Source organism: Bacillus sp. TH13, assembly GCF_016651175.1.
GTDB classification, from domain to species: Bacteria; Bacillota; Bacilli; order Bacillales; family Bacillaceae_G; genus Bacillus_A; species Bacillus_A thuringiensis_S.
In genome coordinates this window covers 22,106-43,169 of sequence record NZ_JAEKEJ010000021.1, presented here as the reverse complement: position 1 = coordinate 43,169, position 21,064 = coordinate 22,106, and the positions used below count along the sequence as shown (strand labels likewise).

Here is a 21,064-nt window from a genome sequence, read left to right as displayed (position 1 = left end):
TGTAATGATTCTAAAAAGTAATTCTTTTCAGGTTATTTCAAAATCTTGATATTTTAATTAGGGAGGAGTCCTAGAAAACTCTCGGATGTACTCATTTACGTCCTTGATTTTTCCAGCCCATCTCACCTTAAAAAGATTGAAATAGGGGTGTAACATTTTTGTAATAATCCTTGCCAGTTTTTGTCCTGTCTTGTCTGAATCTGTCGAAATAATTATGTTCTCGACACCACTCTGCTTTAAGAGGTCTACTTGTCTTTTTGAGATGGAAGATCCACCGAGTGCTACAGCCCCTCGACCGTGTTCCCACCAAGACAGAGCGTCAATCTCAGCCTCTGTGATGGCAATCGTTCGACATTTATGATTGTAAACTTGGTCGATTCCATAAAGTAATGTGTTAAGTCTTTGTCCGTTTTTCTCGTAATAGAAGACTTTTGAGTTAGTTAACCTATACTTAATGGCTTGAATCTCCCCTCGAGGGTTCTTCCACAAGAAAGCAACCTTATCTCCAGAGCCTCTGACATCTAGTAAGTCTTGAGTTGCCTTAGAGATACTACGACTTAAGAGATAGGAATACTCGGCTTCTAAGCTGCACTCAAGAGGCTTGAACTCTTTCTTGATTTCTAAGAATCTCGTAAGATCAATTGCTTCGGAGTAGGCCTTAGGAGCGTACATCTCCATTAAGTAATAGAAAGTCTCCTCAGGATCTTCTCCTCGAAGGTGGCTTAATAGCTTTAGAAAGCTGCCAGTTTCTCCTGAGCCTGAATCCTTCCAAGTTCCCGCAATCTCTTTTTCGGGTAAGTTCTCTAAGTTGACAAAGAAGCTCGGATGCTGGTCGTATCTGAAAGGGGAGGCGCATGTAAGTTTGTCCTCGGTCCAGCGTTCTTGCTCAAAGGTGAATCCTGAAAGTTCTCCTGTTAAGTCAATGTCAAGCTTTTGATCTCTTACCCAAACGAGAGTCATGAGAGGTCACCTCGGAAGACCATCTTGCATTCGTAATAGATTTGATCTTGCACGACATCTCCGGCAGGGAAGATGGGTAAAACTTTATAGATAGGTTCTGCGTAGTCGTAATGACTCTCCATTGCTTGACATCTTTTAATTAACTGCGTAAGGGAATACTCTCTCAGGAATCTAACCTGATTCACCCCTCTAGGTTTAGCTTTGAAGAAATCTCTCTTAACAGTTTTCATAAATTTCAGCTCCTTAGTTTTTCCTTCTTGTGGGTATATACAAACCACTTTCAGAATCTCCACAATGTGCTCAAAGTTTTTTAAAAAATATAAAAAAACTTTGAGCTGATAAACTTTTAAGCGTAAAAAAAAGACCCTCCAGAGTGATCAACTCCAAAGGGTCAAAACATATAGTCTTGTGTGCCGTCTTTCCGGCTGTCAGTATTAAAAAAAGTCGAGCTATCAAGTTCCTACTCTATCAAGCTCTAGATTGAAAGAAGGCTTTCCCGTTCACCTCACTATAGTAGATTCGGCTTGCAGGAAATACGCTCTCACCTTACGAGCGGGTTTATTTGAGTTTCCTCTCGACATCGTAAGCTTATCACGTCATAGCTTACATAAGACGGAAGTCTATTCCTTCAGTCATTCTGAAACAGTATTCACTCAGTGTGTGGCCGAGTCGATGTAGAATACTTTATGTGACTTAACGTCACTGCTTAGTTTTAGAACTCCTTAGCTGTTTGTAATGCGAGAACCGTTCAAGGCTACCCTTAGAGGTAGCTTTCTTGCTTACTCTTTCTAGATCGTTCAGTATCATATTTGCCTCTCGGCTAAATAGTTTTAAGATTAGGGCTGTTATGTTTCGATTGTGTTAGCATCATTTACCGACTCCTTATGATTCGTCGCACCCCGTAGGTAATACTTCAGAGTCTTTCCTCTGTGTCAACGAAAACAAACTAGTTATTTTAACTCGTTAGGGTAAAACCCTACAAGCTTGTTACTTTTAAACATTTTACATTTATAAGATTTACCATCATAAAAAGTTACTAACCCTTGTTGGGTTTCGAATTCTTTCAAGTGGTAGTAATCCTCAGGAGTACAAACTCCATAACCTTCATAGCTTACACCTTTCGGGTAAACATCTTCAGCTTTTCTAACTGTTATTAAATCACCTACAGAGAACAGAGTCTCGCACTGGCGTGAGCCTAATGTCTTGTCAGTATCCTCCGTAGATTGAAATGCTTCTTCGCACTCTTCTACGATAGTCTCATAAGTTTCAATGTCTAGAGTGTTGGAAGCTCTAGTATCTAGGTCACTACTTGGTGAGAACTCTCTAGTGTTTCCTTTGCTATCTAACACGTAATAGATACTCTCATCTTGGGCTTCATCCACTTGGGGAACAGACTCGGAAGGCTGAACCTCTTGGGACTTTTCTTCTGGTAGAAAGTCATAGATACTTAATTGTTTGTAACTCATTTGCTGGTACTTTACTGTTTCACTCATAATAGATTCCTCCTCAGAATTTTAACCTGTCTTCAACAGCAACCTCCGAGGAGGAAAGCTTAAAGTTACTCACTAGATACTTAAAGGCTTATATAAATCACGTAAGTGACCTACTTTTGTGTAACCTTGACGGAGTAAAGTCTGGACGACTTCTTCTTTAGAGCCTTGGTTACCCTCAAGGTGTCTGTTGCCGGTAGTTAATGAGAAATAGTTCCCTACTCCGAAAGCGTATTGAGCGATAAACACTTTATATCCATTAGAATCTTCGAAGACATCACCCCACTCATATTCTTCAGAGATTGGCTTCAGGACTAACTGGCGTTGAGGTAAATCCTTAACGACTACATGAAGATTACCCTCAAAATCTACTACTTGGTTTTCTGTCAATGTTGTTAACATATTAGTTTTCCTCCTCAAAGTTTTTATCTACCGAGAACCTCCCTAGAAAGGAAGATCCTCGTCTTGAATGTCTAACGGCTCACGGACATTAGTATAGTTTTCTGTCGTTGAAGTAGTATCTCCAGCGATTGTGTTAGCAGCTAAGTACTCTGTGAATAGCCCTTTAGATTTCCCCTCAGATTCGTTCATCTTTTTTAGAACTTCTAGTTGATATTTTTCAGTGGGCTTAATGTGAGCCTCTCCGAATAACTCAATAGGGGCTTCGAAGTCTTTAGTATCTTCAATGATCGCTGTTTGCTCAGGAGTCAGCTTACCGAAAGAAGTCATGTCAGGTGCTACCGTAAATCCTCCTTTGGACTTAGTAAGCTTGAACAACATGATGTCCTTCTGTTCTTGAGACTCTGCAATAGTCTTTTGAATGACTGGAGCAGCATTCTCGGAAGCTTGCATTAAGAAGGGCTTACCTGATTCTGCATCAATGAAGGCGAATAAGAATTTGATTCCCTTCTCTAAACGATAAGCTTCTGTCAGAGCGTCAACCCAAGGTTTAAGTTCTGATTTCTTAGCAGCTTTAAATTGGATGTCGTTCATTTCTTTGCGTTTGTTATCTACGCCCAGTTCTTTCTTAAGTCTGTCAGCTTCTTTGAATAAGATTTTCTTCCCTTCTTCGAAATGGTCTTTGACTTCGGGGATTCCGATAGTTCCAGTTAAAGGGTATATGTCATAAGCAGTAACTCGAGCGAATTCTTGATCACCTAATAAACGAACTTTAATCTCTTCATCAGCTTTGATATATCGTAAAATTCGATCCTCTGTATTATCCTCATTGTTGTCTTTCTCCACAGGTTTTAACGCGTCAGTACCTTTAACGATTGCCATTAATAATCATCCTTTTCAGTTTTAATCTCGTAAGGGAAGTTGAGCACTCTAGTTAAACTAGCAAGTGACTGTCCATCTCGTTTGCCTTACATGGGTATATACAGTTACCAAAGGTAATCTCCACAGGATTAGATGAGAAACTTAATAGTTTTATTAGAGATAAAGTTTTTGATAGCTGCCATATAAGGAAGGAACTTGCTCAGGTGAATCTTTTTAAAATTATTTTGAAGTAATCTGTGGAGAAAGTCGTTTAGGTTTGTATATTCCTTTAGAGATTAAAAACATAAAAGATTAAAAGCTATTAGTACGAACGATAGTGAGTACAAGATTTATTCTTTAAAGTCTTTTAATCTTTAAAGCTATTTAAGAGATATAAGATCTTGCGACTAAGGTCGCTAAATAGCCGTCAAGGAGGTTACTGAAATGTGTGAAATATCTTTGGAAGAGTTTAAGAGTTTAACCACTAAAGGGAAGACTGAAATCCGAAAGGATTGGAGGAAGTGCCCTCTTGAGAAGTGGAACAGCACAACAGCTCGCTCTTACATGAATGAGCTGAGCCTAATTAAATTTAAAGTTCCTTACACGTGCAATAGCATGCAAGTAGAGAACGGCATGATTAGTCAGTTCAAGAAAACTTACGGGGTGGAAGTGCTAAAGATTTTCATCCATAGATGTTTTACCCAATACAAAGCAACTAAAGAGTATCCGACTCTATCGTTTGGCTTTATGGTTACGTATCTCAAAGAAAGAACCCTTCCGCCAATACTGAAGGAGATAGCCGAGAAGAAAGAACGAGAAGAGGCTTTAAAGAGACAAGCTTTAGAGAAGGATTCAGATAAATTCGAAACGAAAGTGGGGCTATTCTAATGAACTTTAAAGATGTAACAGTAAACGTAAGTGAGCCTAAAATGCTGTCAAGTAAATGTCCTAAGTGTAAGGACTCTGTAACAATGTTCACGGTTGAGAACTCTCAATTGATTATCTGCGTGGATTTACATTGTGATTTCCGTTTAACAGTATTCAAAGGAGGCTCTTCAGAATGAATCACTGCATCTTAAGAGGTGGATGCTCAAAAGCTGCAACTTGCAAGTCAGCTTGTCCGGCATTCATTCAAGTTCAAGGATTAAACGGAAGAGGAGGCAAACAAGGAGATGCTCTCGTCCCTTCAGAGTATAGAGCTACAATGTTAAACACTTCAAGATCAGAGACTTCTCAGCCTCACGTCTATGGGGATCTCAAAAGCTATATCAAAACTTTCAAGAAAGCTTACAACGAGATTCGTAACACAAAGGAAACACGCTTGAAGGATTTATACTTCTGGAGCCTAGAGACTGGAACGGGAAAGACTGAAACCGCAAGCGCAATCTTGAATGAGTTCTTGGCTTACAGTTATATCCGATCAATCTTAAAAGATGATCCTTCAGGATTCGTCACTCCAGTGTTCTTCCTGGAAATGCCTAAACTACACCATCTGTATTTAAAATTCAATAGAGGCAACGTCCCAAGAGAGGAAGCTGAGGCTGCCGCTAGGGAGTATTACAGGATGATTAGGCTAGCCAAGAAATCTAGATTAGTGGTTTTCGATGAAATGGGGCTAAGAGATATCTCTGAGGCGTTTGGTGGGGATATCTACGAATTAATTAACTATAGGACAGTTGAAAATTTAACTAGCATTTATACTTCAAATATACCAATTGATTCTCTTGAAGGAGTATACGGAAGAAGAATCTTTGATAGAACTAGGAGGTTTTGTGTTGAATACGAATTTTACGGAACTAGTAAACGTGGAACAATGTCCTAGATACAAAGTAAACCGAAATGGAGAGGTCTACGATACAAAACGAAAGCGATTCTTAAAACAATCTTCTATGAGCAATGGGTATAAGTTCGTCACACTTACTCAAGGTAAGAGGGTTTACAAACAAGAGTCAGTACATAGGTTAGTCGCTAAAGCGTTTATCCCTAATCCTGAAAATAAACCTCAAGTAAATCACATAGATGGAGATAAATTAAATAACTGTGTTGATAATTTGGAATGGAATACCATATCGGAGAACCTAGCCCATGCTTACCGCCTAGGGTTAAATTCTCCACCTTTAAAAATAGGAGCTGATAACCCTCACGCCAAACTTACAGGAGATACAGCTTACGAGATTTATCTTCTTAAAGGTAAGGGGTTATCTACTAGGGAAGTAGGAGGAAGATACGGAGTAAGTGGAGGAGCTATCTCATCTATATGGCGAGGTAAGACATGGGTTTCAGATATAGCTATTAGGAGGATAAAACAATGAGCATAATCAGTGGAGAGGTTCTTTTAAGTAAGATCATCGAAGAAAATAACGTGGAAGCTTTAAAGAAACACAGCATCAAACGTACAGATTTTCAAACTGAAACGGAACAGAAAGCTTACGACTTTATAACTTCTTACAATTTAGAATACGGAGAAGCTCCAAGCTTTACAGCCGTCATTAGTAGTATCCCTGAGTTTAACTTCCATACGGATGTGACCGACTCTTTTGATTATATCTCTAAGCGACTGAAAGAGAAGAAGCTCCAAGCTGACGCTGAGAATTACTTAACTAAAGAAGCGCTACCTGATTGGGGGAAAGTAGCTCCTGAAGAGTGGATTAATAGCACAACAGAGAAGCTCAAAAGATTAGTCTCTGAAAATAGTTACAGCACAAAAGTTGGGACAGACTTGGTAGCTGACTTCGATGATTTCCTTGCCGAGTACGATGAGAGAAAAGCTGGAAAGAGTAACCGATCTTTTGGGAGTTCCTTTGAGTCTATGAAGAAAGCTATCGGGAATTACATCACAGGAAATATGTACACTTGGTATGCTCGATCAGGTAGAGGGAAATCTTTTATTACCACTAAAGAGGGAATCCATATGGCTCAGTTTGAAGGAGCTACCTTACTAGTTTGGTCTATGGAGATGAGTAAATTTGAGTGGCTTGCTCGAGCGTATTCAATCATCTCAGCTAATGAAAAACTTATAAATCAGAAAATCCAAGGAGCTGAATATCTTGCTGGTTTCAAAAGTAACGAGCTTATCAACGGTAAACTATCCGAAGACGATGAAGAGAGCTTCAGAGATTTCCTTCGAACTCTCAACGAACACATTACAGGAAGAATTATCATACGTGGTAAAACAGACCGAGATTTCACTGACCGTACAGTTGATGCGCTTGAGTCGGATATTCTCAACACGAACGCTGATATTGTTATTGTTGACCCATTCTATCTCCTTGACTACGAACGCAACAAAGATAATACGACAGGAGGAGCCGCTACAGCTACAAGTCAAAAGCTCAATAGAGTTGCTGGTAGCACCGACACAATTATATTTGCAATTACACAAGCTGATGAAGTCAGAGACGACAAGAATGATGAAGGAGATAGATATCTTCGAGTTCCGGAACGCTCCGAAGTTAAAAAGACGACAGCTCTCCTCGAAGATGCTTTCTTACTCATTGGGTTGGACACCTGCGACGGTCGCTTCCAAATTTCTCTAAACAAAGGACGTCAAGGTGGAGAAGATACAACCTTCGAAGGTGTGTACTTGCCAGCTATTGGATATGTGAGAGAACCACAGATCGAAGAAGTGAAAGCTCAATTGAATCAATTCAGTAATTATGACTTGGGGGATATGTAACTTAAAAGCCTTTAACCTGAAAGGAGGGGACCACTAATGAATGATAAAGAAGCTAAACACTTAAGTCAGTACTCTATAGAGGAACTAACAAAGGAGATAGCGAGACGAAAGAATAACCTCAGAGATGACTTCATGGATGCCGTAGAGAAAGCATATTCTTACGGTCTTACAACTGAAGAGATGAGAGAAATAATAAACAACTTTTAAGGAGTCCTTGACGGGGTCTCTTTTTTTTTATTCCCTCAATGTGGAACTTAGAGATTCTTATTGTATATACCCTCGAAGGCGAAAGAAGCCTGACAAAGGAGGAGTTAACTTATGGGATTGAAACTAGGTGAACAATCAGGAATGCAATTATACACGGGAGCACTAGCTGACCAGAAACGTGAAGAAATGGTGCGTAATAAAATCGCTAAGGCTAAGAAAGCTAAAGAGATTCTCCCTATGGAGTTAGCTTGGGAGAAAATCTATCAAATGAAAAACTCTAAGGCTGATCTCGAGAAGCTGGATGCTGTCTACAAGCACATGGAGAATGGCACTTTAGGTCGTGAGACTTATGAGAAGACATTCACAAAAGCTGAAGCAATGAGACTTTATAAATCAATCTTAGAAGTTGAAAGACAAAATAGATTGGACGAGCTCGAAGCTAACTGTCCAGATAATTACATTATGATAACTCAGGAGAATGAGATCTTACTCAATAGGATTTGCGAGTTAGCGAAGAAAGAGACTCGTATAGGGTATGACACAGAGACTACTGGGGTAGATGTCTACAAAGACAAGATTGTCGGCTTCTGTATCTACTTCCCTATGGCTGATGAATCGTATTATATCCCTATCCGCCACGTAAATAAGGAGACAGGTGAGCACATCCCTGAGCAAGTATATGAGGAAATCGTACTTCCTGTAATAGATGAAATCTTAGAGAAAGTACACGTCAAGATAGCCCACAACGCAGGCTTCGATATTCACATGAGTAAGAACGATAAGCTCCCAATCACCGGAGTATGGCACGACACAATGATTCGTATGCACATGCTTAATGAGAATGAACCATCTTTCAAGTTAAAAGATTTAGCTACAAAGTGGCTCAAGAAACCGTCTGATAAGTACGATGAGCTCTTTGGAAAAGGCGGCTTCGAGGGAACACCTTTAAAGTATGCTCGCTATTACGGATGTAACGACCCTAAGATAACAGTCGAGCTTTACGACTTCCAAGAGATGTGCTTCGAGAGAGACGCATCTACGAAGAAGATCAAGAAGAATTACGACCGTATGGAACAACCTTTGATAACCATCATCAATGATATGGAACGCTTAGGTTTTATCATCAATGAAGACAACTCTAAAAAGCAAAGTGAATCTCTCCTTAAAGAAATCACCGAGCTTGAAGAAAAACTCCGTGAGGTGTTCGGTAATGAGCTAAACTTCTCATCTCCAAAGCAACTCTGTGAAGTTTTCTATAGAGATTTAGGCTTCCATAAACATTTAGGAAGTAAACCCTGGACAGCTTACGGGACTGACAAAAAGACTCTAAAGACTTTATCAGTCTATGAGCCTATCATTAAAGATTTTTTAGCTTGGAGGAAGAAGCACAAACTCTACAAAGATTTTATCTCTGCGTTACCGAAGCTGCGAAAAGAAATCACTGGAAGATGGCATTCGAATTTCTTCCAAAGAGGAACCGTGACAGGTAGATTCTCTTCAAAGAATTTCAATGCTCAACAGATAGAGCCTAATGCTCGTCAGATGTTTGAAGCGCCGGAAGGAATGCTCATCTTAGGTGCTGACTTCTCAGGTCAAGAGAACCGCATACTAGGTCATATCTGTCAAGACCAAGTCATGATAGATGGGTGGAACAAAGGGATTGACTTCTATAGCTTAGTAGGATCTATGACCTTTAATGTTCCTTATGAGGAATGTCTTGATGGATCAGTCTGGAGAAGCATCGCAAAAGTAATCGTATTAGCCGTTACTTACGGGATCTCACCTATTGAGCTTGGCATCATGATTATCAACTCAACAGATGATCCTAAAGCTCAAGGCTTAGATGATAAAGCTTATAAGAAATACGCTACGTCAGTAGGGAATAAAGCTATTCGGGACTTCTTAAGTCGTTTCCCTGCTATTGAACCTTGGATGAAGAAAACTCAGAGACATGCTATTGAGAAAGGCTACGTGGAAACTCTGTTCGGCAACAAAAGAAGATTACCGCTCCCGAAGGTTTTAAACTTTAATGGCGTGGATACTCCGTTCGCTGCCTTACCAGATTGGAATCGTACAAGCATCATCTCAAGTATTCACCGTAGAGCCGTAAATGCTGTCATTCAAGGAGGCGCTGCTGAACAGAGTAAATTAGTCATGATAGAGATGGACAAATGGTGTAAACATAAAAGGTCTCAAGGAAGAGAGTTTTATCTACTTAGTTTAATACATGATGAGATTCTATTCTACGTCCCCGAGGATATCACTCAAGAGGAACACGACATGATTGAGAAGATTATGACTCAGACGGTGACTCTTGTGAATGTAGAAGTCAAGACAGATATTGCCATCGGGAAGAACTGGAAGGATATGATCCCGTTCAAGACAAGCGCTAAAGGATCAGGCTTTATTGAGAGTCCTGAAGAGTATGTAAAACTTTGGAATGAAAGAAACTGGAATAAATAAATAAATAAATAAATAAATAAACTCTGAAGATGTGGAGATCAAGCATTTCAGTTGTATATACCCATGTAAGAGAAAAACTTAAGGGAGGAATTTAAGTGAATAACGACACTGTAAAGATTACTTTCGTGGGTGGCGCTCAGAGGGGAATTTCTAATACGAATTACATTAACTTACGGGATTGCATACTTAGAGATGAGAACTTTGTAATAACCAGTCCTAACGGTAAATCGTCTGTTACTTATGTAGTATCTAACATATTAACCTTAGAGTTGGAGGAAACTGAATGACAATCATCAAAGGGTCAGCTTCATTACATCAAAAAGACGGGGAAGATTACGCTTCAGAGCGAGCCTTCGCCCGTCAGTTAGCTTCTAAGTTTGAATCTCAAATGAGATATTTCCAGTCTCTTAACTTAGAAGAGTCTGACGAGACTATGCTTTATTGGCATGAATGCTTCTATGACATCTTAAAGAATAATGCTGTAGAGGAACCGCCTGAAGGTAAATGGCTCCGTCCTTCCATGATCGGCTCTGATGAGTTAGCTTTATGGTACCAGCTTAACGGTCATGAATCTGATGAGGACTCATTAAAGGGGAAACCCCGTCAAGATGACCGCCACACGAGATGGCAAGCTATCGGGACAGTCGTAGGAGATATGTGGCAAAAGCAAGTACTATCTGCTGAGTGGCATTCTCGAAAGGGAGCTTTTGATTTTGACTTTCACTTCAAGCGTTTGGAGAGAAGTTATGGATTCACTAGAGATGTAAAGCATTACCCTGCCTTCGAAGAATTCACTCGCGCTACTAAGATTATTGAAGGCGTTCCTGTACATGGTACTTGTGATGGGATCTTGACTTATAGGCACCCTAACGGAATTCTCCGTCCAGATATAGGCTTCGAAGTTAAATCCAAACAGACAAGCTATGCCTCGACAGGCGGCTACTCTATGAAAGGTGAAGATCCTAAGCATGTCCGACAAGCTAAGACTTATGCTCTGATGTACGACTTAGATTATTACTTATTTGTTTATCAGAATTGCGCTAAGAAGGGTTGGAACATGACTGAAGAGGATAAACAGAAATATCCTGATTTACGAATCTTTGGGATTTATATTTCCCCTGAAGAGAAAGCCGAACATGTTAAGTACTTAAAGTATTTATGGGAGCTACAAAACTCAGAAGAGAAGCCTAAGTTGAATCTATTAAAGTGGAACTTCAACTCTTATAAGAGAACAATCTTAGGTGATATGACTAGAGAAGATTTCGCGTATTTAACTAATCAGCTTCTATCTATTGAAAACGGTAAGTACTCTGCTTTCGAGAAGAAGTCAGCTCGAGAGTCTTATGATGAGATTGAGGCTTACATGATTGAGCATAAAGGATTGTATAAAGATATCTTAGGAGGGGAAATAGATGAGAAAGTTAACTAAAGAAGAACATTATAGTTTATATACGAACGAAGAGATTGAGCTTGGCGGGACAACCTTCTCACTTGTAGAAGAAGAGGAGGACATGGATGATAACTTTAAGAATTTAACGTACTACTTAAAAGACAGTAAAGGGAATCACATCATGGTATTCATTACACTTATCCGTTACGGCTATGAGGATTACGGGTATGAATCTGACTACCAAGAGTTCGATGTCTATAAAGTGGAGAAGCGTGAAGTAGTGACTGTCAAGTGGGTGACCGTGGAGTGAGTACACGCTATATAGGCTTAGATATCTCCGCTTCAGAAACTGGAGTGACCGTACTTGACAGGGACGACTTCACAGGTCGTCTTTCTCTTGTATGGGTAGGGCATATCAAGACGGTCGCCTCTCAAGGTACGGGAGCTAAAAAGATTACCTTTACAGACGGCGAGCGCTTAAAGATTATTAGATATTCTCTATATGAAATCCTCGACAAGTTTAACCCTCAGGTGTTTATCAAGGAAGGCCAGGGAGCTGATATGGATAAGTTCCGCTCCGTTTCCCTTGTAAGTAAAGCTACTGGGGTTGTCGAAGAGTGCTGTCAATCATGGTGGGGAAAAGAGCCTTTAGAGATTTATGCTTATCCGCCGTCAACTATAAAGAAAGAAGTCACGGGATACGGAGGAGTGGACAAGACCATTAAAGGTACGGACACTTGGAGCAAATACCTTAGAAAGAAACCTGTCATTGATGAGATTATCTCAATGTTCAATCCAATATATTACTCCAGTGTGAAAAAGAAACTCAAAGGTGTTGACCGTATCATGTACAACGATAATGAGTGTGACTCTACAGCGGTAATCATTACGCATTTCAAAAAAGAAGGGATTGATTTTAAATGTTAAACGTATTAATCATACTGGCAATTATCTTTTTAGTGGTGGTACTATCACCTATTTTGATACCTTTAGGGATGATAATCTTTACATTAGTCGCGATTGTGTTCGCATTCATTGTAGATTTAATCACTTACCCTTTCAGGGTCGCTTACAAGTTAATCAAAGAAGCAAAAAGAAACCGATAGGGGAATAATCCTCTGGCGGTTTCTTTTTTTTTATTTTTTTTTCATAAAAGTGTGGAGCTTCCGGATTCCCTTTGTATATACCCACGTAAGGCAAAACAAATCACTGAGGAGGAACTTAAGTGGCAAAAACTTATAAGACAGAACGTGGGCTGAAAACAGCTTTAAAGAAAGTACTTGGTGAAGAAAGTAAAGCTACCGAGAACGGAACTATGTCAAAAGGATTTTTAATGTTTCCTGTAGAGAAGGATAAAGAATATAGAGTAATCATAATCGGAGAGGATGGATACCCTCAAGCGTATAACGGGGAGAGTTACCCAGATTGGTCTTGCACGTTAGAGGAAGACTTTGGAGGAGAAGCCAACGTAACCGTAATGTTCGGACTCGACAGATACTTCGTAGACATCCTTCTGGAGGTGAGCAAGTGAGAATTGCACCTTTAAGGAAAATATTCTGGTCATATGAGAAGAGAAGCTGTCTAGTCTATCGCCAAGATGGAAAGAAATACTTATTAGGATGTGTGATGAGAAACATTAAAAGACTTAGATACTTAGGAGGTCTAGATAGATGAAAATAGCACTTTGCGGAGAACCTCGATCAGGTAAAGACACTGTAGCTTCAATGCTTGGAGGAGATTTCCATAGATTAGCATTTGGGGACCGCATGAAAGAAGCATATTTTAAGAAGTTTCCTGAAAAGAAATATCTCTCTAAAGATAGAGAGGACATGATAGCTTTCTCTCAGCCGCTTGTTAGTTTATACAATCGAATCTGGATTGATTGGGTAGAACATGAGATGACACTTTTAGAGGATATAGACGTCATAGATAACTTCGTCATAACTGATTTGAGACAACCTCACGAGGAGAAATGGTGTCAAGAGAATGGTTTTCACATTGTAAGAGTCCATCGCCCTGAAGAGGAACGCCGTAAAGCTCAACTTGCTAAAGGTGAAAATCCTGACAACCAGGATATACCTTACGAAGTAAAAGCTGACTTCGATGTCTACAATGACGGAAGCTTAGAAGATTTACAATCCCAGATTGATAACTTACTAGACTGCCTTAACGATATCGAAGCGAAGCGAAGAAGATTATAGGAGGAAACCCTAATGAAATATAGCTTGAAAGATTCTAAAACCATTGAGTTTAGCACTGAAGTAGTAAAAATCACAGGAAGCATTCATACAGCACTAGTCTTTGCGGCTATTCAGAAGCTTGTCGGAGACAAAGGAGAGCTTACAGCCGAAGAGATTGCTAGTGAGTTAGATATGCATCCTAGAAATGTTGCCTCCGTAAGAAATAAGTTCGACGTATTAGACTTTCATGGATTTGTCTCATACACGAAAGGTAATAGATTCCATAAGCCACACTTCGAGATTCTTCGAAGATTCAAAGCTGACACAGATATAGACCTTAAGTGGAGGTACAGAAGCTCCCTCTCATATGCCAAAACATGGGTCTTAACGTCTTTAGAGAATCAAGGGCAACCTGTCAAGGTAAAGGAACTCTATGAGATTCACTTAGAGACCATGCCTAGTCTAGAAATCAGTAGGATCATGACAGAGCTGAAGAGAGACGGCTTAGTAGATCACGCTCGGTGGGTTTGCCCGAAGGATGGTCGAGCTGGTACGTGGTGTTTGACTGAAGAGTATTCATCCGAGGATATCTTAAATGACGTACCTAGATGTAAGTTTTGCGGATGTGAGAATTATGAGCCTGAGTGTTTTTGTCAGCTATCTAAGGAGGATAAATAATATGAGCAATCCATTCGAGGATTTACTAAACGATATCAATCAGAAAAAGTTAAACGAAATGATTTTTGCTTTTAAGCAAACGGCTGAAATGATGATGCTGCTTAAAACTGCTTTCATCGAGGAGGGATTCACTGAAGAACAGTCGATGGAGTTCACTTTAGAGACTTACATGCACAACTTAAAGGAGGCTTCAAAATGAGTAAAGTCTATGTGTCTCTAGAGTCAGCCATTTCAGTACTACAAGCCTACGGAGGTCAGTACTCTCAAGATCTAGCTATGGAGATGCTCCTAGAAGATCAGGCTGACATGATAGTTGTAGTTGAAGGGAAAGCCCACAAAGTAAACTCGGGAGGGAAACACGATGAACGTAATAGCTGAAACCTTAATGTATCTAGTGCCATGCGGATTGGCTCTACTGTTTATCTCAAAAGGAATAGCTAAAAAGATGGACGAGAAAGGGTTGTGGGGCTGATGAGTTTAATAGAGTGTAAGCCTTGTGGATGTGAAGTTACTCATATAGATGGTGGACATATAAGTTACACCTATTGCGGTGACTGTAGAGAAGAAACTTTAAAGGAATTAAAAACTAAGGAGGAAGCTAAAATGAAAAACAAAACAGATTCTTTAAAGATCGGATTCGATTGGGAGCCTAAAGAGAGTAAACCTAAAAAGTTGTTACCTACAAAGCCTTACGGCCAGCTTATTAGTTACATCTCATTTGTGGACGGAAAAGAAAAATGGGGTGTATATACTCACACTGAAGGTGAAAATCTCTACTGTTATTGGGGACGTTATTATAGTGAAGAAGAAGCTAAAGGGTATATCCCTACAGATATACTACACAGAGTTGTCGACGTCGTAGTGCATGAACCTAAAGAGCAAAACCTCTCAGCCGCTCAAGAGTTATCTGTGCAACAAGAGTCTGCAAACTTCGCGCATGTAGCTGTACAGGGAATCATTAACGCTCATGCTATTAAGGAGATGGAAGACTCTCATGAGAGTAGACTGAAACAGATGGGAGTAGCTCCAAAGCCGATCTTTACCTTTGATGATTTCGACTTATCAGTTAACCGTACTTGGAAGAAACAAGACTTCAAAGATGCTGTCTCAAATGCTGCTCTTGGCTTAACAGGTGAAGCTGGTGAGGTTGCTGATCTGATCAAGAAAGGAGTATACCACGGAAGAGGATTCACTCCTGATTTTGCTATCCCTGATAACGGTGAGATTGACACTGGTGATGTTAAGGATGAACTCTCAGATGTTCTCTTCTACGTATCAGCAATGGCTCAAGAGTTTGGATTTACCTTAGAAGATATTGCAAAGCACAATAGAGAGAAGCTTGAGAAACGGTTCCCTGAGGGATTTAGCACTGAAGCTTCAGCTCAGAAGAAGGATAGAGCTCCAGAGGTGAAGCCTAAAGGTGAAATACGTATCGGTTACAGTAAACATTATAAAGAGGATACTTTAGAGTATGTCGGAGTAGATAAAGCACCCTTTAGTGTGACTTACTTCTATACTGATTATGAGCTTAAGAAAACTTTAAAGGAGTTACGTGAGGGTAGCCGTGTAACCATTGAAGATAAACATGAAGGTGAATTCAAGTTCACAAAAGTAGGGAACCTAATGAGAGTACACTTCAAGGATCTCGAAGGTGAACTAGATAGTCATACATGCTTAGTAAAAGTCTCTTATGAAGAGGTAACAGATTGAGCATCTACAAAGGAAACATCTCAGAAGAGAAAGCTCGAAAGCATGTAGAACTCACTCATAAGGTGTACAGTCAACTAGACAAATTAGCTTATGAGAAGCAACTTGAAGTAACCGTCAAAGGTCTCATTGTTGATGGATTTTCAGAAGAGAAAGCAAAGGAGATGGTCTACGGTGAGTAGTGTCGATACAGAGAGATTAATACGAATAAGCAACTTAGAAGCCAATCAGAAAGATTACTTGATCGCTGGAATTCTCGGAGTGGTGATGAACTTAAAAGCCTCTCCTTACTCCGAGAAAGAGGCTAATGAGATTACCTCAGAAGTAGATTATATGCTTGATAGATACGATGAAAAGGGAGCGATAAACTCATGAAAGATACTAATTTAAAAGCTTGGATCACTTACGAGTACTTACACATTCAAGAATTCGATAGAGACGGAGGAGAACTTGACAGTATGTCTTTCGAGGAGGGAGAACCGGTGGAAGTACTTTGTTGGCTGCCTCCGAGTTATGTATCCTATAAGAATGCTTGGAGGCATGGTCTTTTCCTTGTAAGAAATAAGGAAAATCAAGAATACATCTTTGACGGGCAATTTATAAGCTTTATAAATCCAAATACGGAGGAGTTGAATTGATGTGACCAACTTCATTATGGATGTCTTAGAACAAGTCGAGGTCGGAGAGCTCTCTTCAGGGAGAGCTTACGAGTTAATCATTCAAGATATCGAAAACAATGTAGAAACTAAGGAGTTAAACTGATGAGACTTATCTACTCATTAATGCTAGCGGTTAGCTTTGGAGCAACGATCTACTTTATAGACACACCTAGTGAGCTACTCTTCTCAGTGTTGTTTTCTAACTTGCTAGCTCTAATGGGTATTGGGCTCTATAAATTATGTGACGAATCAGGATTATGGGAAACTACAGAGGAGGAAATGTGATATGCCTTGGAATGTTCTATTGTTTGCAATGGGAGTATTAACTTTCTTACACGGAATTACTTGGGGAGATTTGGTGATCCAGTCTCCAATAGCTTTAATCTTATTATATTTAGCTTATAAGGAGGAAAACTAAAATGATTATCACTATTAAGAATGAAACAGATTACGAGAAAGAGTTAATTTTATCAGTTTTAAAAGCTATTGAGGAAAACTCGCCACTAGGCAAGCTAGAAATTAAGGAGGTTCAGTAGGATGGCTAAAATGAGAATGGCGCAACTTAAACCTACTGAGTATACGGTGAGATTTATCAGTCATGAAGGAGAAGTCATTAAAGAAGTAACCGAAAAGAGTTTCTTGACATTAAACCAATTAACTGAACAGGTTGCACTTATTTTAGAGGAAAATCATGACTTAAGAGTTAAAACCGGAAAGGTGGATTTCTTAAAATGACGATCAAGGTAAAAATGTTCACCAAAACGGTATGTCCAACTTGTAAGATTGCTAAACAGCAACTATCCTTCTTGCCAGTAGATGTAGACATTGAGGAGATTAACATTGAAGATGACTCTTATGTGTTCAAAGACTTTAAAGGAGTTATCCATGACCCTACGTATTACTTAGAAGCACATCTTAATAGCATGTCCACTCCGACTTTCGAGTTTGAGTCTGGACGGATAGTAAGAGGTTACAACGAAGGAGAAATCAGAGAGGAGTTGGGCCTATGAAGACATTAAACTTAAAGTTTCATACCAACAGTGGTGAACCTGTAGTAGTTAAAAACATTTCAGGTTATAAAAGCTTTATGGATTTTATGAACACGAATGGTCACTTTAAATGGGTAATCTTTAACGATGTAGCTTTACCTATGGATAAGGTTGTCAAAGTAGAGGAGTTGAAACTATGAGCTACATCTTAGTAGCTCTCATCTTCTTCTTTTTAGGGAAAACAATTGGTTTCATTGAAGGGATAAATAAGAACTGAGGAGGTAACTTCATGAACAAAAGAGAGTACTTTAGGGATAGAAAGAAACTCATTAAAGCTTACGAAAAAGGTGAGATAGCCTACGGTGAGTTTATTGTAAGCATGTCGGCTCTAGCTCAGGAGTTTAATCCTCGATGGAGCAAAGAGATCAGCTCTACAGGGAAGATGCTTGGAAGTAAGCTTATGAGTAGAGCTGGGGAGGGAAGCTGATATGAAACCTTGGAAAGCAATCTTGTTGTCTCCTATTGTAGGGAGCTTAGCTGTATTGATCTTCCTTTTGGTAATGAAGTATATCCTTCATGTCATAGGAGTTGTAGCGATCTGCTTCGTAGGTATTTGCATACTAGCACCGTTTGTGAAATCTAAGGAGGAAAACTAATATGCATTTCAAAAAAAGATATAGCCGAAATTAATTTACACTTTAGAGATGGTAATTCTAAGGATGTTCGAATTAGTCAGTTTAAGATAAACCCAGATGCTCTTGCTAATAGATTAATGAACGAAATTGAAGAAGAGCTAGTAATGTACTTTGAAGATACTAAAGTCAATTTAGAAGATGTTGTCTCTTTCGATATAGTCAATTATGACGAATTACTTGAAAAGCATCTAGAGAGATTAGAGCTATTGGAGGGAAAATAGTGAGTGTGACCTGCCTAGGGTGTTGGAGAAGTTGTCACGTAGGTAAACAGCCTCATGTATGTCTACAATGTAGATATGAGCTAACAAGAATAACTAATGTGTCATGGTTCACAAATAACAATAAGGAGAGACGCTGATATGTTATGTTTAAACTGTGAAGGTGATCTTTCTAAATTGAAAGATTCTCCCAGAGTGTTCATATGCGGAGATTGCTATGATATTATTAAAAAACTCAATCTTAACTTCGATATAATCGGGAGCCTAAAATAGGGCTCTTTTTCTATATAGACATGCTCTTGTGTGCATTCTTCTTATATATTACAATTCTAGTATGAAAGTCTTTTCAGTTTGACTCATTAAAGGGAAAGAATACATAGAAAGCTAGAAGAATAAATCTAAAAAGATAAAATAAACTAGGAGTGATCAAGTGAGCGTAAATCTAGGCAAGGACGGCAACGACATTAAAGATGGTAACAACATTAAAGATAAAAGCTTCTTCAAGAGGCATAAAGCTTTAATCAATTTAGGTATAATCTTACTGATAATCTTTTCAGCTTTTAAAGGATGTACGGCTTTAATGGACCATAACCGTGAAAAGGCTGAAGCTCGTCAGGTTGAGAAGCAAAAAGAGAAAGCTGAAAGAGACGCTAATAAGGAAGTCGAAAGAGAAGAGAAACGGAAAGCTAAAGAGGAGAAAGACCGTCAAACTATGGAAAACCTTAAAGAACGTCAAGCTTCTAACAATAGAGTAAAATCAATGGATAAAGACTTAAATGCTGCCTCTCAAGGTTCTACCGTGAAAGCTTTAACTCAAGAGGATTGTGATACTGTAGATGCTGAAAACAAGATGATGACTAAAGCGATCAATGAAGGTAATAACAATAGAAAGAACTCGGAAGAATATTTAAAGCTTCAGAAGAAAGTATCTATCTGTCAGAAGCAAGGCATGATAGAGTAATTGCCCTTAAGATTATAACTTAATAGATTGACTACAGAGAGTCAGGCTCAGAAGCTTGGCTCTTTTTGTTTTACTCTTAGAAGAATCACACTTAAAGTATATACATTATTTTCCAGTGATATCCCTACTCTTAAAGCTATCCACTTTGAAGATGTAGAATCTACGGTGTCATTTGTCACAGGAGTATCAGAAGCTTAGGAGTGAGAATGCTAGGCTGATTCATTTATTTCACCTATGAAGCCTAGTAGCTACGGTATTTATCACAGGAGATACAGCCTAGAAATCAGTACCCTAGTATGGTTAATCTTTTGTAGATTAGAATGCTACATCTCTAAAGTAATACCCTAAAAGTGTGGAACTAAAGCCTAGTAGAATATGCTAGATTGAGAGGCTAAATCTGAGGGCTAAATCCTAGTAGATAAGCTTAGATGCTAGGCCTAGAGGCTAAATCTGGGAGATGTAGAAAGCTGAGAGGGTGGCTCTTAGCTCTTGAGATTAACCTCTGTAGAGTACCAGTGAGTGAGACATATAAGTATCTATACATAAGAGAGTGAGGGCTATTGTGCATACAGTATTCACGGTGATGCATAAGAGAGTCGCTCATGAGCCCATATCTTTGATGATTGACCCGACAATAGCGTTTATGCATTCGCTTATGAGATTGAGAAACAACAAAGAAGTCAACGGAGCCTTGATGCAAAGGGATTTATCTTTGATGACTTCCTATAACCTTTATTATGTCTACTGAATGTGCGATTCATCACAAATTTTCTTGACAAGGGCTCGAAGGAGTGGGGGCACCTTTAAAAATCAGACCAAGGCTGGTGGGGAACCAACTTATAAGTATTTTCCTCTACACCCGAAGGCGATTCTTTCCAGAAATTTTTCCAGAAAACAACTTGCGGCTCAACCTCTGAAGCATCCAACCTCTGAAGCTCCTAATCTCAACCGTAATTATACACTATTTAGATTAGAACTCTGAAGGTTTACTTCTTTGAAGCTGACGGCTTCTTTGATAATTCTTTTAAGAGAAAATGTGGAGATTCCAAAACTCAAATGTATATACCCACGTAAGGCAAAACATTTGAGGAGGATTTTCATTATGGTAAGAAAAATAAGATACCGTCAAGTATTACGTAATAGACACTCTCAAAAGGGAAGATACTTAAAAGAGGTTTCTCAGCAGAAGTCATTCTGGAAAGAGGACAAGGCCCCAACGCCAACTATTGAGAGAGTCCGAGAGATTCATAAATCTTTATGGACGTGGGATAAGCTGGTGAGCTGGAACTCTGTAGGGTGGAAAATGATTAAAGGTAAATTAACTCCTAAGAAGGGAATAGTCAACCGTATAGAGATGCCTAACAAGGACATATACCCTAAAGCGAATTACAGACCTATCAAGAAAGCTTTACTGTATATCAACAACATAAAAGTGGCTGAATGCCCAAATACTTTGATGGAAGCTCAAGAGTTACGCTGGAAAGAACAAGAAAGCCGAACTGAAGAGTTCTTCGAAAGAGAGGGATGCTAA

At 39.3% G+C, this 21,064-nt stretch carries 31 protein-coding genes; 26 read left to right on the top strand and 5 right to left on the bottom strand.

Annotation, left to right across the window (positions count from 1 at the left end):
- Window positions 1-57 precede the first annotated feature (57 nt).
- From JFU02_RS06660 to JFU02_RS06645, 4 genes are all read right to left on the bottom strand, one after another.
- Window positions 58-960: a toprim domain-containing protein gene (locus JFU02_RS06660; RefSeq protein WP_201070385.1), complete on the bottom strand. Its 903-nt coding sequence runs from the start codon at window positions 958-960 to the stop codon at window positions 58-60.
- A 950-nt stretch (window positions 961-1,910) separates the two neighbouring features.
- Window positions 1,911-2,453 (bottom strand): hypothetical protein, encoded by a 543-nt coding sequence (locus JFU02_RS06655; RefSeq protein WP_201070382.1) that lies wholly within the window; start codon window positions 2,451-2,453, stop codon window positions 1,911-1,913.
- Between the two features lie 72 nt (window positions 2,454-2,525).
- On the bottom strand, window positions 2,526-2,852 hold the full coding sequence (locus tag JFU02_RS06650; RefSeq protein ID WP_201070380.1) for a hypothetical protein: 327 nt from the start codon (window positions 2,850-2,852) through the stop codon (window positions 2,526-2,528).
- Window positions 2,853-2,894: 42 nt separating this feature from the next.
- Complete coding sequence (locus JFU02_RS06645; protein WP_201070377.1) at window positions 2,895-3,731, bottom strand: hypothetical protein; 837 nt, start codon at window positions 3,729-3,731, stop codon at window positions 2,895-2,897.
- 423 nt (window positions 3,732-4,154) lie between these two features.
- Between JFU02_RS06645 and JFU02_RS06640 the strand changes: the two genes are divergently transcribed.
- The 25 genes from JFU02_RS06640 to JFU02_RS06525 all read left to right on the top strand — a co-directional run bounded on the left by JFU02_RS06640 (window position 4,155) and on the right by JFU02_RS06525 (window position 19,533).
- Window positions 4,155-4,598 carry a hypothetical protein gene (locus tag JFU02_RS06640; protein ID WP_201070374.1) on the top strand — a complete coding sequence of 148 codons (444 nt, stop codon included), beginning with the start codon at window positions 4,155-4,157 and terminating at the stop codon, window positions 4,596-4,598.
- Between the two features lie 172 nt (window positions 4,599-4,770).
- Window positions 4,771-5,532, top strand: coding sequence for a P-loop NTPase family protein (locus tag JFU02_RS06635; RefSeq protein ID WP_201070371.1), 762 nt, complete (start codon window positions 4,771-4,773; stop codon window positions 5,530-5,532).
- On the top strand, window positions 5,486-6,022 hold the full coding sequence (locus JFU02_RS06630) for an HNH endonuclease (RefSeq protein ID WP_242488066.1): 537 nt from the start codon (window positions 5,486-5,488) through the stop codon (window positions 6,020-6,022). Before JFU02_RS06635 ends, JFU02_RS06630 begins: the two co-directional genes overlap by 47 nt.
- Complete coding sequence (locus JFU02_RS06625; RefSeq protein ID WP_201070369.1) at window positions 6,019-7,386, top strand: AAA family ATPase; 1,368 nt, start codon at window positions 6,019-6,021, stop codon at window positions 7,384-7,386. Before JFU02_RS06630 ends, JFU02_RS06625 begins: the two co-directional genes overlap by 4 nt.
- Before the next feature lie 36 nt (window positions 7,387-7,422).
- The gene (locus JFU02_RS06620; protein ID WP_201070366.1) at window positions 7,423-7,593 is read left to right on the top strand and encodes a hypothetical protein; all 171 of its coding nucleotides are present in this window, start codon (window positions 7,423-7,425) and stop codon (window positions 7,591-7,593) included.
- Between the two features lie 111 nt (window positions 7,594-7,704).
- Window positions 7,705-10,056: a DNA polymerase gene (locus JFU02_RS06615; RefSeq protein WP_201070363.1), complete on the top strand. Its 2,352-nt coding sequence runs from the start codon at window positions 7,705-7,707 to the stop codon at window positions 10,054-10,056.
- 283 nt (window positions 10,057-10,339) lie between these two features.
- Window positions 10,340-11,485, top strand: coding sequence for a hypothetical protein (locus JFU02_RS06610; protein WP_201070360.1), 1,146 nt, complete (start codon window positions 10,340-10,342; stop codon window positions 11,483-11,485).
- Window positions 11,469-11,756 (top strand): hypothetical protein, encoded by a 288-nt coding sequence (locus JFU02_RS06605; protein WP_201070358.1) that lies wholly within the window; start codon window positions 11,469-11,471, stop codon window positions 11,754-11,756. The genes JFU02_RS06610 and JFU02_RS06605 overlap by 17 nt, the downstream gene beginning before the upstream one ends.
- Window positions 11,753-12,373: a RuvC family protein gene (locus tag JFU02_RS06600; RefSeq protein ID WP_201070355.1), complete on the top strand. Its 621-nt coding sequence runs from the start codon at window positions 11,753-11,755 to the stop codon at window positions 12,371-12,373. Before JFU02_RS06605 ends, JFU02_RS06600 begins: the two co-directional genes overlap by 4 nt.
- A gap of 298 nt (window positions 12,374-12,671) precedes the next feature.
- Entirely contained in the window at window positions 12,672-12,977 is a 306-nt protein-coding gene (locus JFU02_RS06595; protein ID WP_201070352.1) for a hypothetical protein, read from the top strand.
- Window positions 12,978-13,116: 139 nt separating this feature from the next.
- A complete protein-coding gene (locus tag JFU02_RS06590) occupies window positions 13,117-13,647 on the top strand; it encodes a deoxynucleotide monophosphate kinase family protein (protein ID WP_201070349.1) in 531 nt (176 codons plus the stop codon).
- 12 nt (window positions 13,648-13,659) lie between these two features.
- A complete protein-coding gene (locus tag JFU02_RS06585; protein ID WP_201070345.1) occupies window positions 13,660-14,304 on the top strand; it encodes a hypothetical protein in 645 nt (214 codons plus the stop codon).
- Between the two features lies 1 nt (window position 14,305).
- Complete coding sequence (locus JFU02_RS06580) at window positions 14,306-14,503, top strand: hypothetical protein (protein WP_201070342.1); 198 nt, start codon at window positions 14,306-14,308, stop codon at window positions 14,501-14,503.
- Complete coding sequence (locus tag JFU02_RS06575) at window positions 14,500-14,682, top strand: hypothetical protein (RefSeq protein WP_201070339.1); 183 nt, start codon at window positions 14,500-14,502, stop codon at window positions 14,680-14,682. Before JFU02_RS06580 ends, JFU02_RS06575 begins: the two co-directional genes overlap by 4 nt.
- 225 nt (window positions 14,683-14,907) lie before the next feature.
- Entirely contained in the window at window positions 14,908-16,014 is a 1,107-nt protein-coding gene (locus JFU02_RS06570; RefSeq protein WP_201070336.1) for a nucleoside triphosphate pyrophosphohydrolase family protein, read from the top strand.
- Window positions 16,011-16,193 (top strand): hypothetical protein, encoded by a 183-nt coding sequence (locus JFU02_RS06565; protein WP_201070333.1) that lies wholly within the window; start codon window positions 16,011-16,013, stop codon window positions 16,191-16,193. Before JFU02_RS06570 ends, JFU02_RS06565 begins: the two co-directional genes overlap by 4 nt.
- Complete coding sequence (locus JFU02_RS06560; RefSeq protein ID WP_201070330.1) at window positions 16,186-16,386, top strand: hypothetical protein; 201 nt, start codon at window positions 16,186-16,188, stop codon at window positions 16,384-16,386. Before JFU02_RS06565 ends, JFU02_RS06560 begins: the two co-directional genes overlap by 8 nt.
- On the top strand, window positions 16,383-16,649 hold the full coding sequence (locus JFU02_RS06555; RefSeq protein ID WP_201070327.1) for a hypothetical protein: 267 nt from the start codon (window positions 16,383-16,385) through the stop codon (window positions 16,647-16,649). The genes JFU02_RS06560 and JFU02_RS06555 overlap by 4 nt, the downstream gene beginning before the upstream one ends.
- Before the next feature lie 123 nt (window positions 16,650-16,772).
- Entirely contained in the window at window positions 16,773-16,955 is a 183-nt protein-coding gene (locus JFU02_RS06550; protein ID WP_201070324.1) for a hypothetical protein, read from the top strand.
- Window position 16,956: 1 nt separating this feature from the next.
- The gene (locus JFU02_RS32430) at window positions 16,957-17,088 is read left to right on the top strand and encodes a hypothetical protein (RefSeq protein WP_276571045.1); all 132 of its coding nucleotides are present in this window, start codon (window positions 16,957-16,959) and stop codon (window positions 17,086-17,088) included.
- Window positions 17,089-17,207: 119 nt separating this feature from the next.
- Window positions 17,208-17,405 carry a hypothetical protein gene (locus tag JFU02_RS06545; RefSeq protein ID WP_201070321.1) on the top strand — a complete coding sequence of 66 codons (198 nt, stop codon included), beginning with the start codon at window positions 17,208-17,210 and terminating at the stop codon, window positions 17,403-17,405.
- The gene (locus JFU02_RS06540) at window positions 17,402-17,680 is read left to right on the top strand and encodes a glutaredoxin family protein (RefSeq protein ID WP_207193692.1); all 279 of its coding nucleotides are present in this window, start codon (window positions 17,402-17,404) and stop codon (window positions 17,678-17,680) included. Before JFU02_RS06545 ends, JFU02_RS06540 begins: the two co-directional genes overlap by 4 nt.
- Complete coding sequence (locus JFU02_RS06535) at window positions 17,677-17,859, top strand: hypothetical protein (protein WP_201070319.1); 183 nt, start codon at window positions 17,677-17,679, stop codon at window positions 17,857-17,859. The genes JFU02_RS06540 and JFU02_RS06535 overlap by 4 nt, the downstream gene beginning before the upstream one ends.
- 89 nt (window positions 17,860-17,948) lie before the next feature.
- The gene (locus JFU02_RS06530) at window positions 17,949-18,146 is read left to right on the top strand and encodes a hypothetical protein (protein ID WP_201070316.1); all 198 of its coding nucleotides are present in this window, start codon (window positions 17,949-17,951) and stop codon (window positions 18,144-18,146) included.
- Between the two features lie 856 nt (window positions 18,147-19,002).
- Entirely contained in the window at window positions 19,003-19,533 is a 531-nt protein-coding gene (locus tag JFU02_RS06525) for a hypothetical protein (protein ID WP_201070311.1), read from the top strand.
- Window positions 19,534-20,336: 803 nt separating this feature from the next.
- Here the strand turns inward: JFU02_RS06525 and JFU02_RS32425 are convergent.
- Window positions 20,337-20,459: a hypothetical protein gene (locus JFU02_RS32425; protein ID WP_276571044.1), complete on the bottom strand. Its 123-nt coding sequence runs from the start codon at window positions 20,457-20,459 to the stop codon at window positions 20,337-20,339.
- A 176-nt stretch (window positions 20,460-20,635) separates the two neighbouring features.
- Between JFU02_RS32425 and JFU02_RS06520 the strand changes: the two genes are divergently transcribed.
- Entirely contained in the window at window positions 20,636-21,064 is a 429-nt protein-coding gene (locus JFU02_RS06520; protein ID WP_201070308.1) for a hypothetical protein, read from the top strand.

Excerpts from the sequence above, each read along its gene's own strand:
- JFU02_RS06660 (WP_201070385.1), bottom strand. The coding sequence starts at position 960 with ATGACTCTCGTTTGGGTAAGAGATCAAAAGCTTGACATTGACTTAACA.
- JFU02_RS06655 (WP_201070382.1), bottom strand. The coding sequence starts at position 2,453 with ATGAGTGAAACAGTAAAGTACCAGCAAATGAGTTACAAACAATTAAGT.
- JFU02_RS06650 (WP_201070380.1), bottom strand. The coding sequence starts at position 2,852 with ATGTTAACAACATTGACAGAAAACCAAGTAGTAGATTTTGAGGGTAAT.
- JFU02_RS06645 (WP_201070377.1), bottom strand. The coding sequence starts at position 3,731 with ATGGCAATCGTTAAAGGTACTGACGCGTTAAAACCTGTGGAGAAAGAC.
- JFU02_RS06640 (WP_201070374.1), top strand. The coding sequence starts at position 4,155 with ATGTGTGAAATATCTTTGGAAGAGTTTAAGAGTTTAACCACTAAAGGG.
- JFU02_RS06635 (WP_201070371.1), top strand. The coding sequence starts at position 4,771 with ATGAATCACTGCATCTTAAGAGGTGGATGCTCAAAAGCTGCAACTTGC.
- JFU02_RS06625 (WP_201070369.1), top strand. The coding sequence starts at position 6,019 with ATGAGCATAATCAGTGGAGAGGTTCTTTTAAGTAAGATCATCGAAGAA.
- JFU02_RS06620 (WP_201070366.1), top strand. The coding sequence starts at position 7,423 with ATGAATGATAAAGAAGCTAAACACTTAAGTCAGTACTCTATAGAGGAA.
- JFU02_RS06615 (WP_201070363.1), top strand. The coding sequence starts at position 7,705 with ATGGGATTGAAACTAGGTGAACAATCAGGAATGCAATTATACACGGGA.
- JFU02_RS06610 (WP_201070360.1), top strand. The coding sequence starts at position 10,340 with ATGACAATCATCAAAGGGTCAGCTTCATTACATCAAAAAGACGGGGAA.
- JFU02_RS06605 (WP_201070358.1), top strand. The coding sequence starts at position 11,469 with ATGAGAAAGTTAACTAAAGAAGAACATTATAGTTTATATACGAACGAA.
- JFU02_RS06590 (WP_201070349.1), top strand. The coding sequence starts at position 13,117 with ATGAAAATAGCACTTTGCGGAGAACCTCGATCAGGTAAAGACACTGTA.
- JFU02_RS06585 (WP_201070345.1), top strand. The coding sequence starts at position 13,660 with ATGAAATATAGCTTGAAAGATTCTAAAACCATTGAGTTTAGCACTGAA.
- JFU02_RS06580 (WP_201070342.1), top strand. The coding sequence starts at position 14,306 with ATGAGCAATCCATTCGAGGATTTACTAAACGATATCAATCAGAAAAAG.
- JFU02_RS06575 (WP_201070339.1), top strand. The coding sequence starts at position 14,500 with ATGAGTAAAGTCTATGTGTCTCTAGAGTCAGCCATTTCAGTACTACAA.
- JFU02_RS06570 (WP_201070336.1), top strand. The coding sequence starts at position 14,908 with ATGAAAAACAAAACAGATTCTTTAAAGATCGGATTCGATTGGGAGCCT.
- JFU02_RS06555 (WP_201070327.1), top strand. The coding sequence starts at position 16,383 with ATGAAAGATACTAATTTAAAAGCTTGGATCACTTACGAGTACTTACAC.
- JFU02_RS06550 (WP_201070324.1), top strand. The coding sequence starts at position 16,773 with ATGAGACTTATCTACTCATTAATGCTAGCGGTTAGCTTTGGAGCAACG.
- JFU02_RS32430 (WP_276571045.1), top strand. The coding sequence starts at position 16,957 with ATGCCTTGGAATGTTCTATTGTTTGCAATGGGAGTATTAACTTTCTTA.
- JFU02_RS06545 (WP_201070321.1), top strand. The coding sequence starts at position 17,208 with ATGGCTAAAATGAGAATGGCGCAACTTAAACCTACTGAGTATACGGTG.
- JFU02_RS06540 (WP_207193692.1), top strand. The coding sequence starts at position 17,402 with ATGACGATCAAGGTAAAAATGTTCACCAAAACGGTATGTCCAACTTGT.
- JFU02_RS06535 (WP_201070319.1), top strand. The coding sequence starts at position 17,677 with ATGAAGACATTAAACTTAAAGTTTCATACCAACAGTGGTGAACCTGTA.
- JFU02_RS06530 (WP_201070316.1), top strand. The coding sequence starts at position 17,949 with ATGAACAAAAGAGAGTACTTTAGGGATAGAAAGAAACTCATTAAAGCT.
- JFU02_RS06520 (WP_201070308.1), top strand. The coding sequence starts at position 20,636 with ATGGTAAGAAAAATAAGATACCGTCAAGTATTACGTAATAGACACTCT.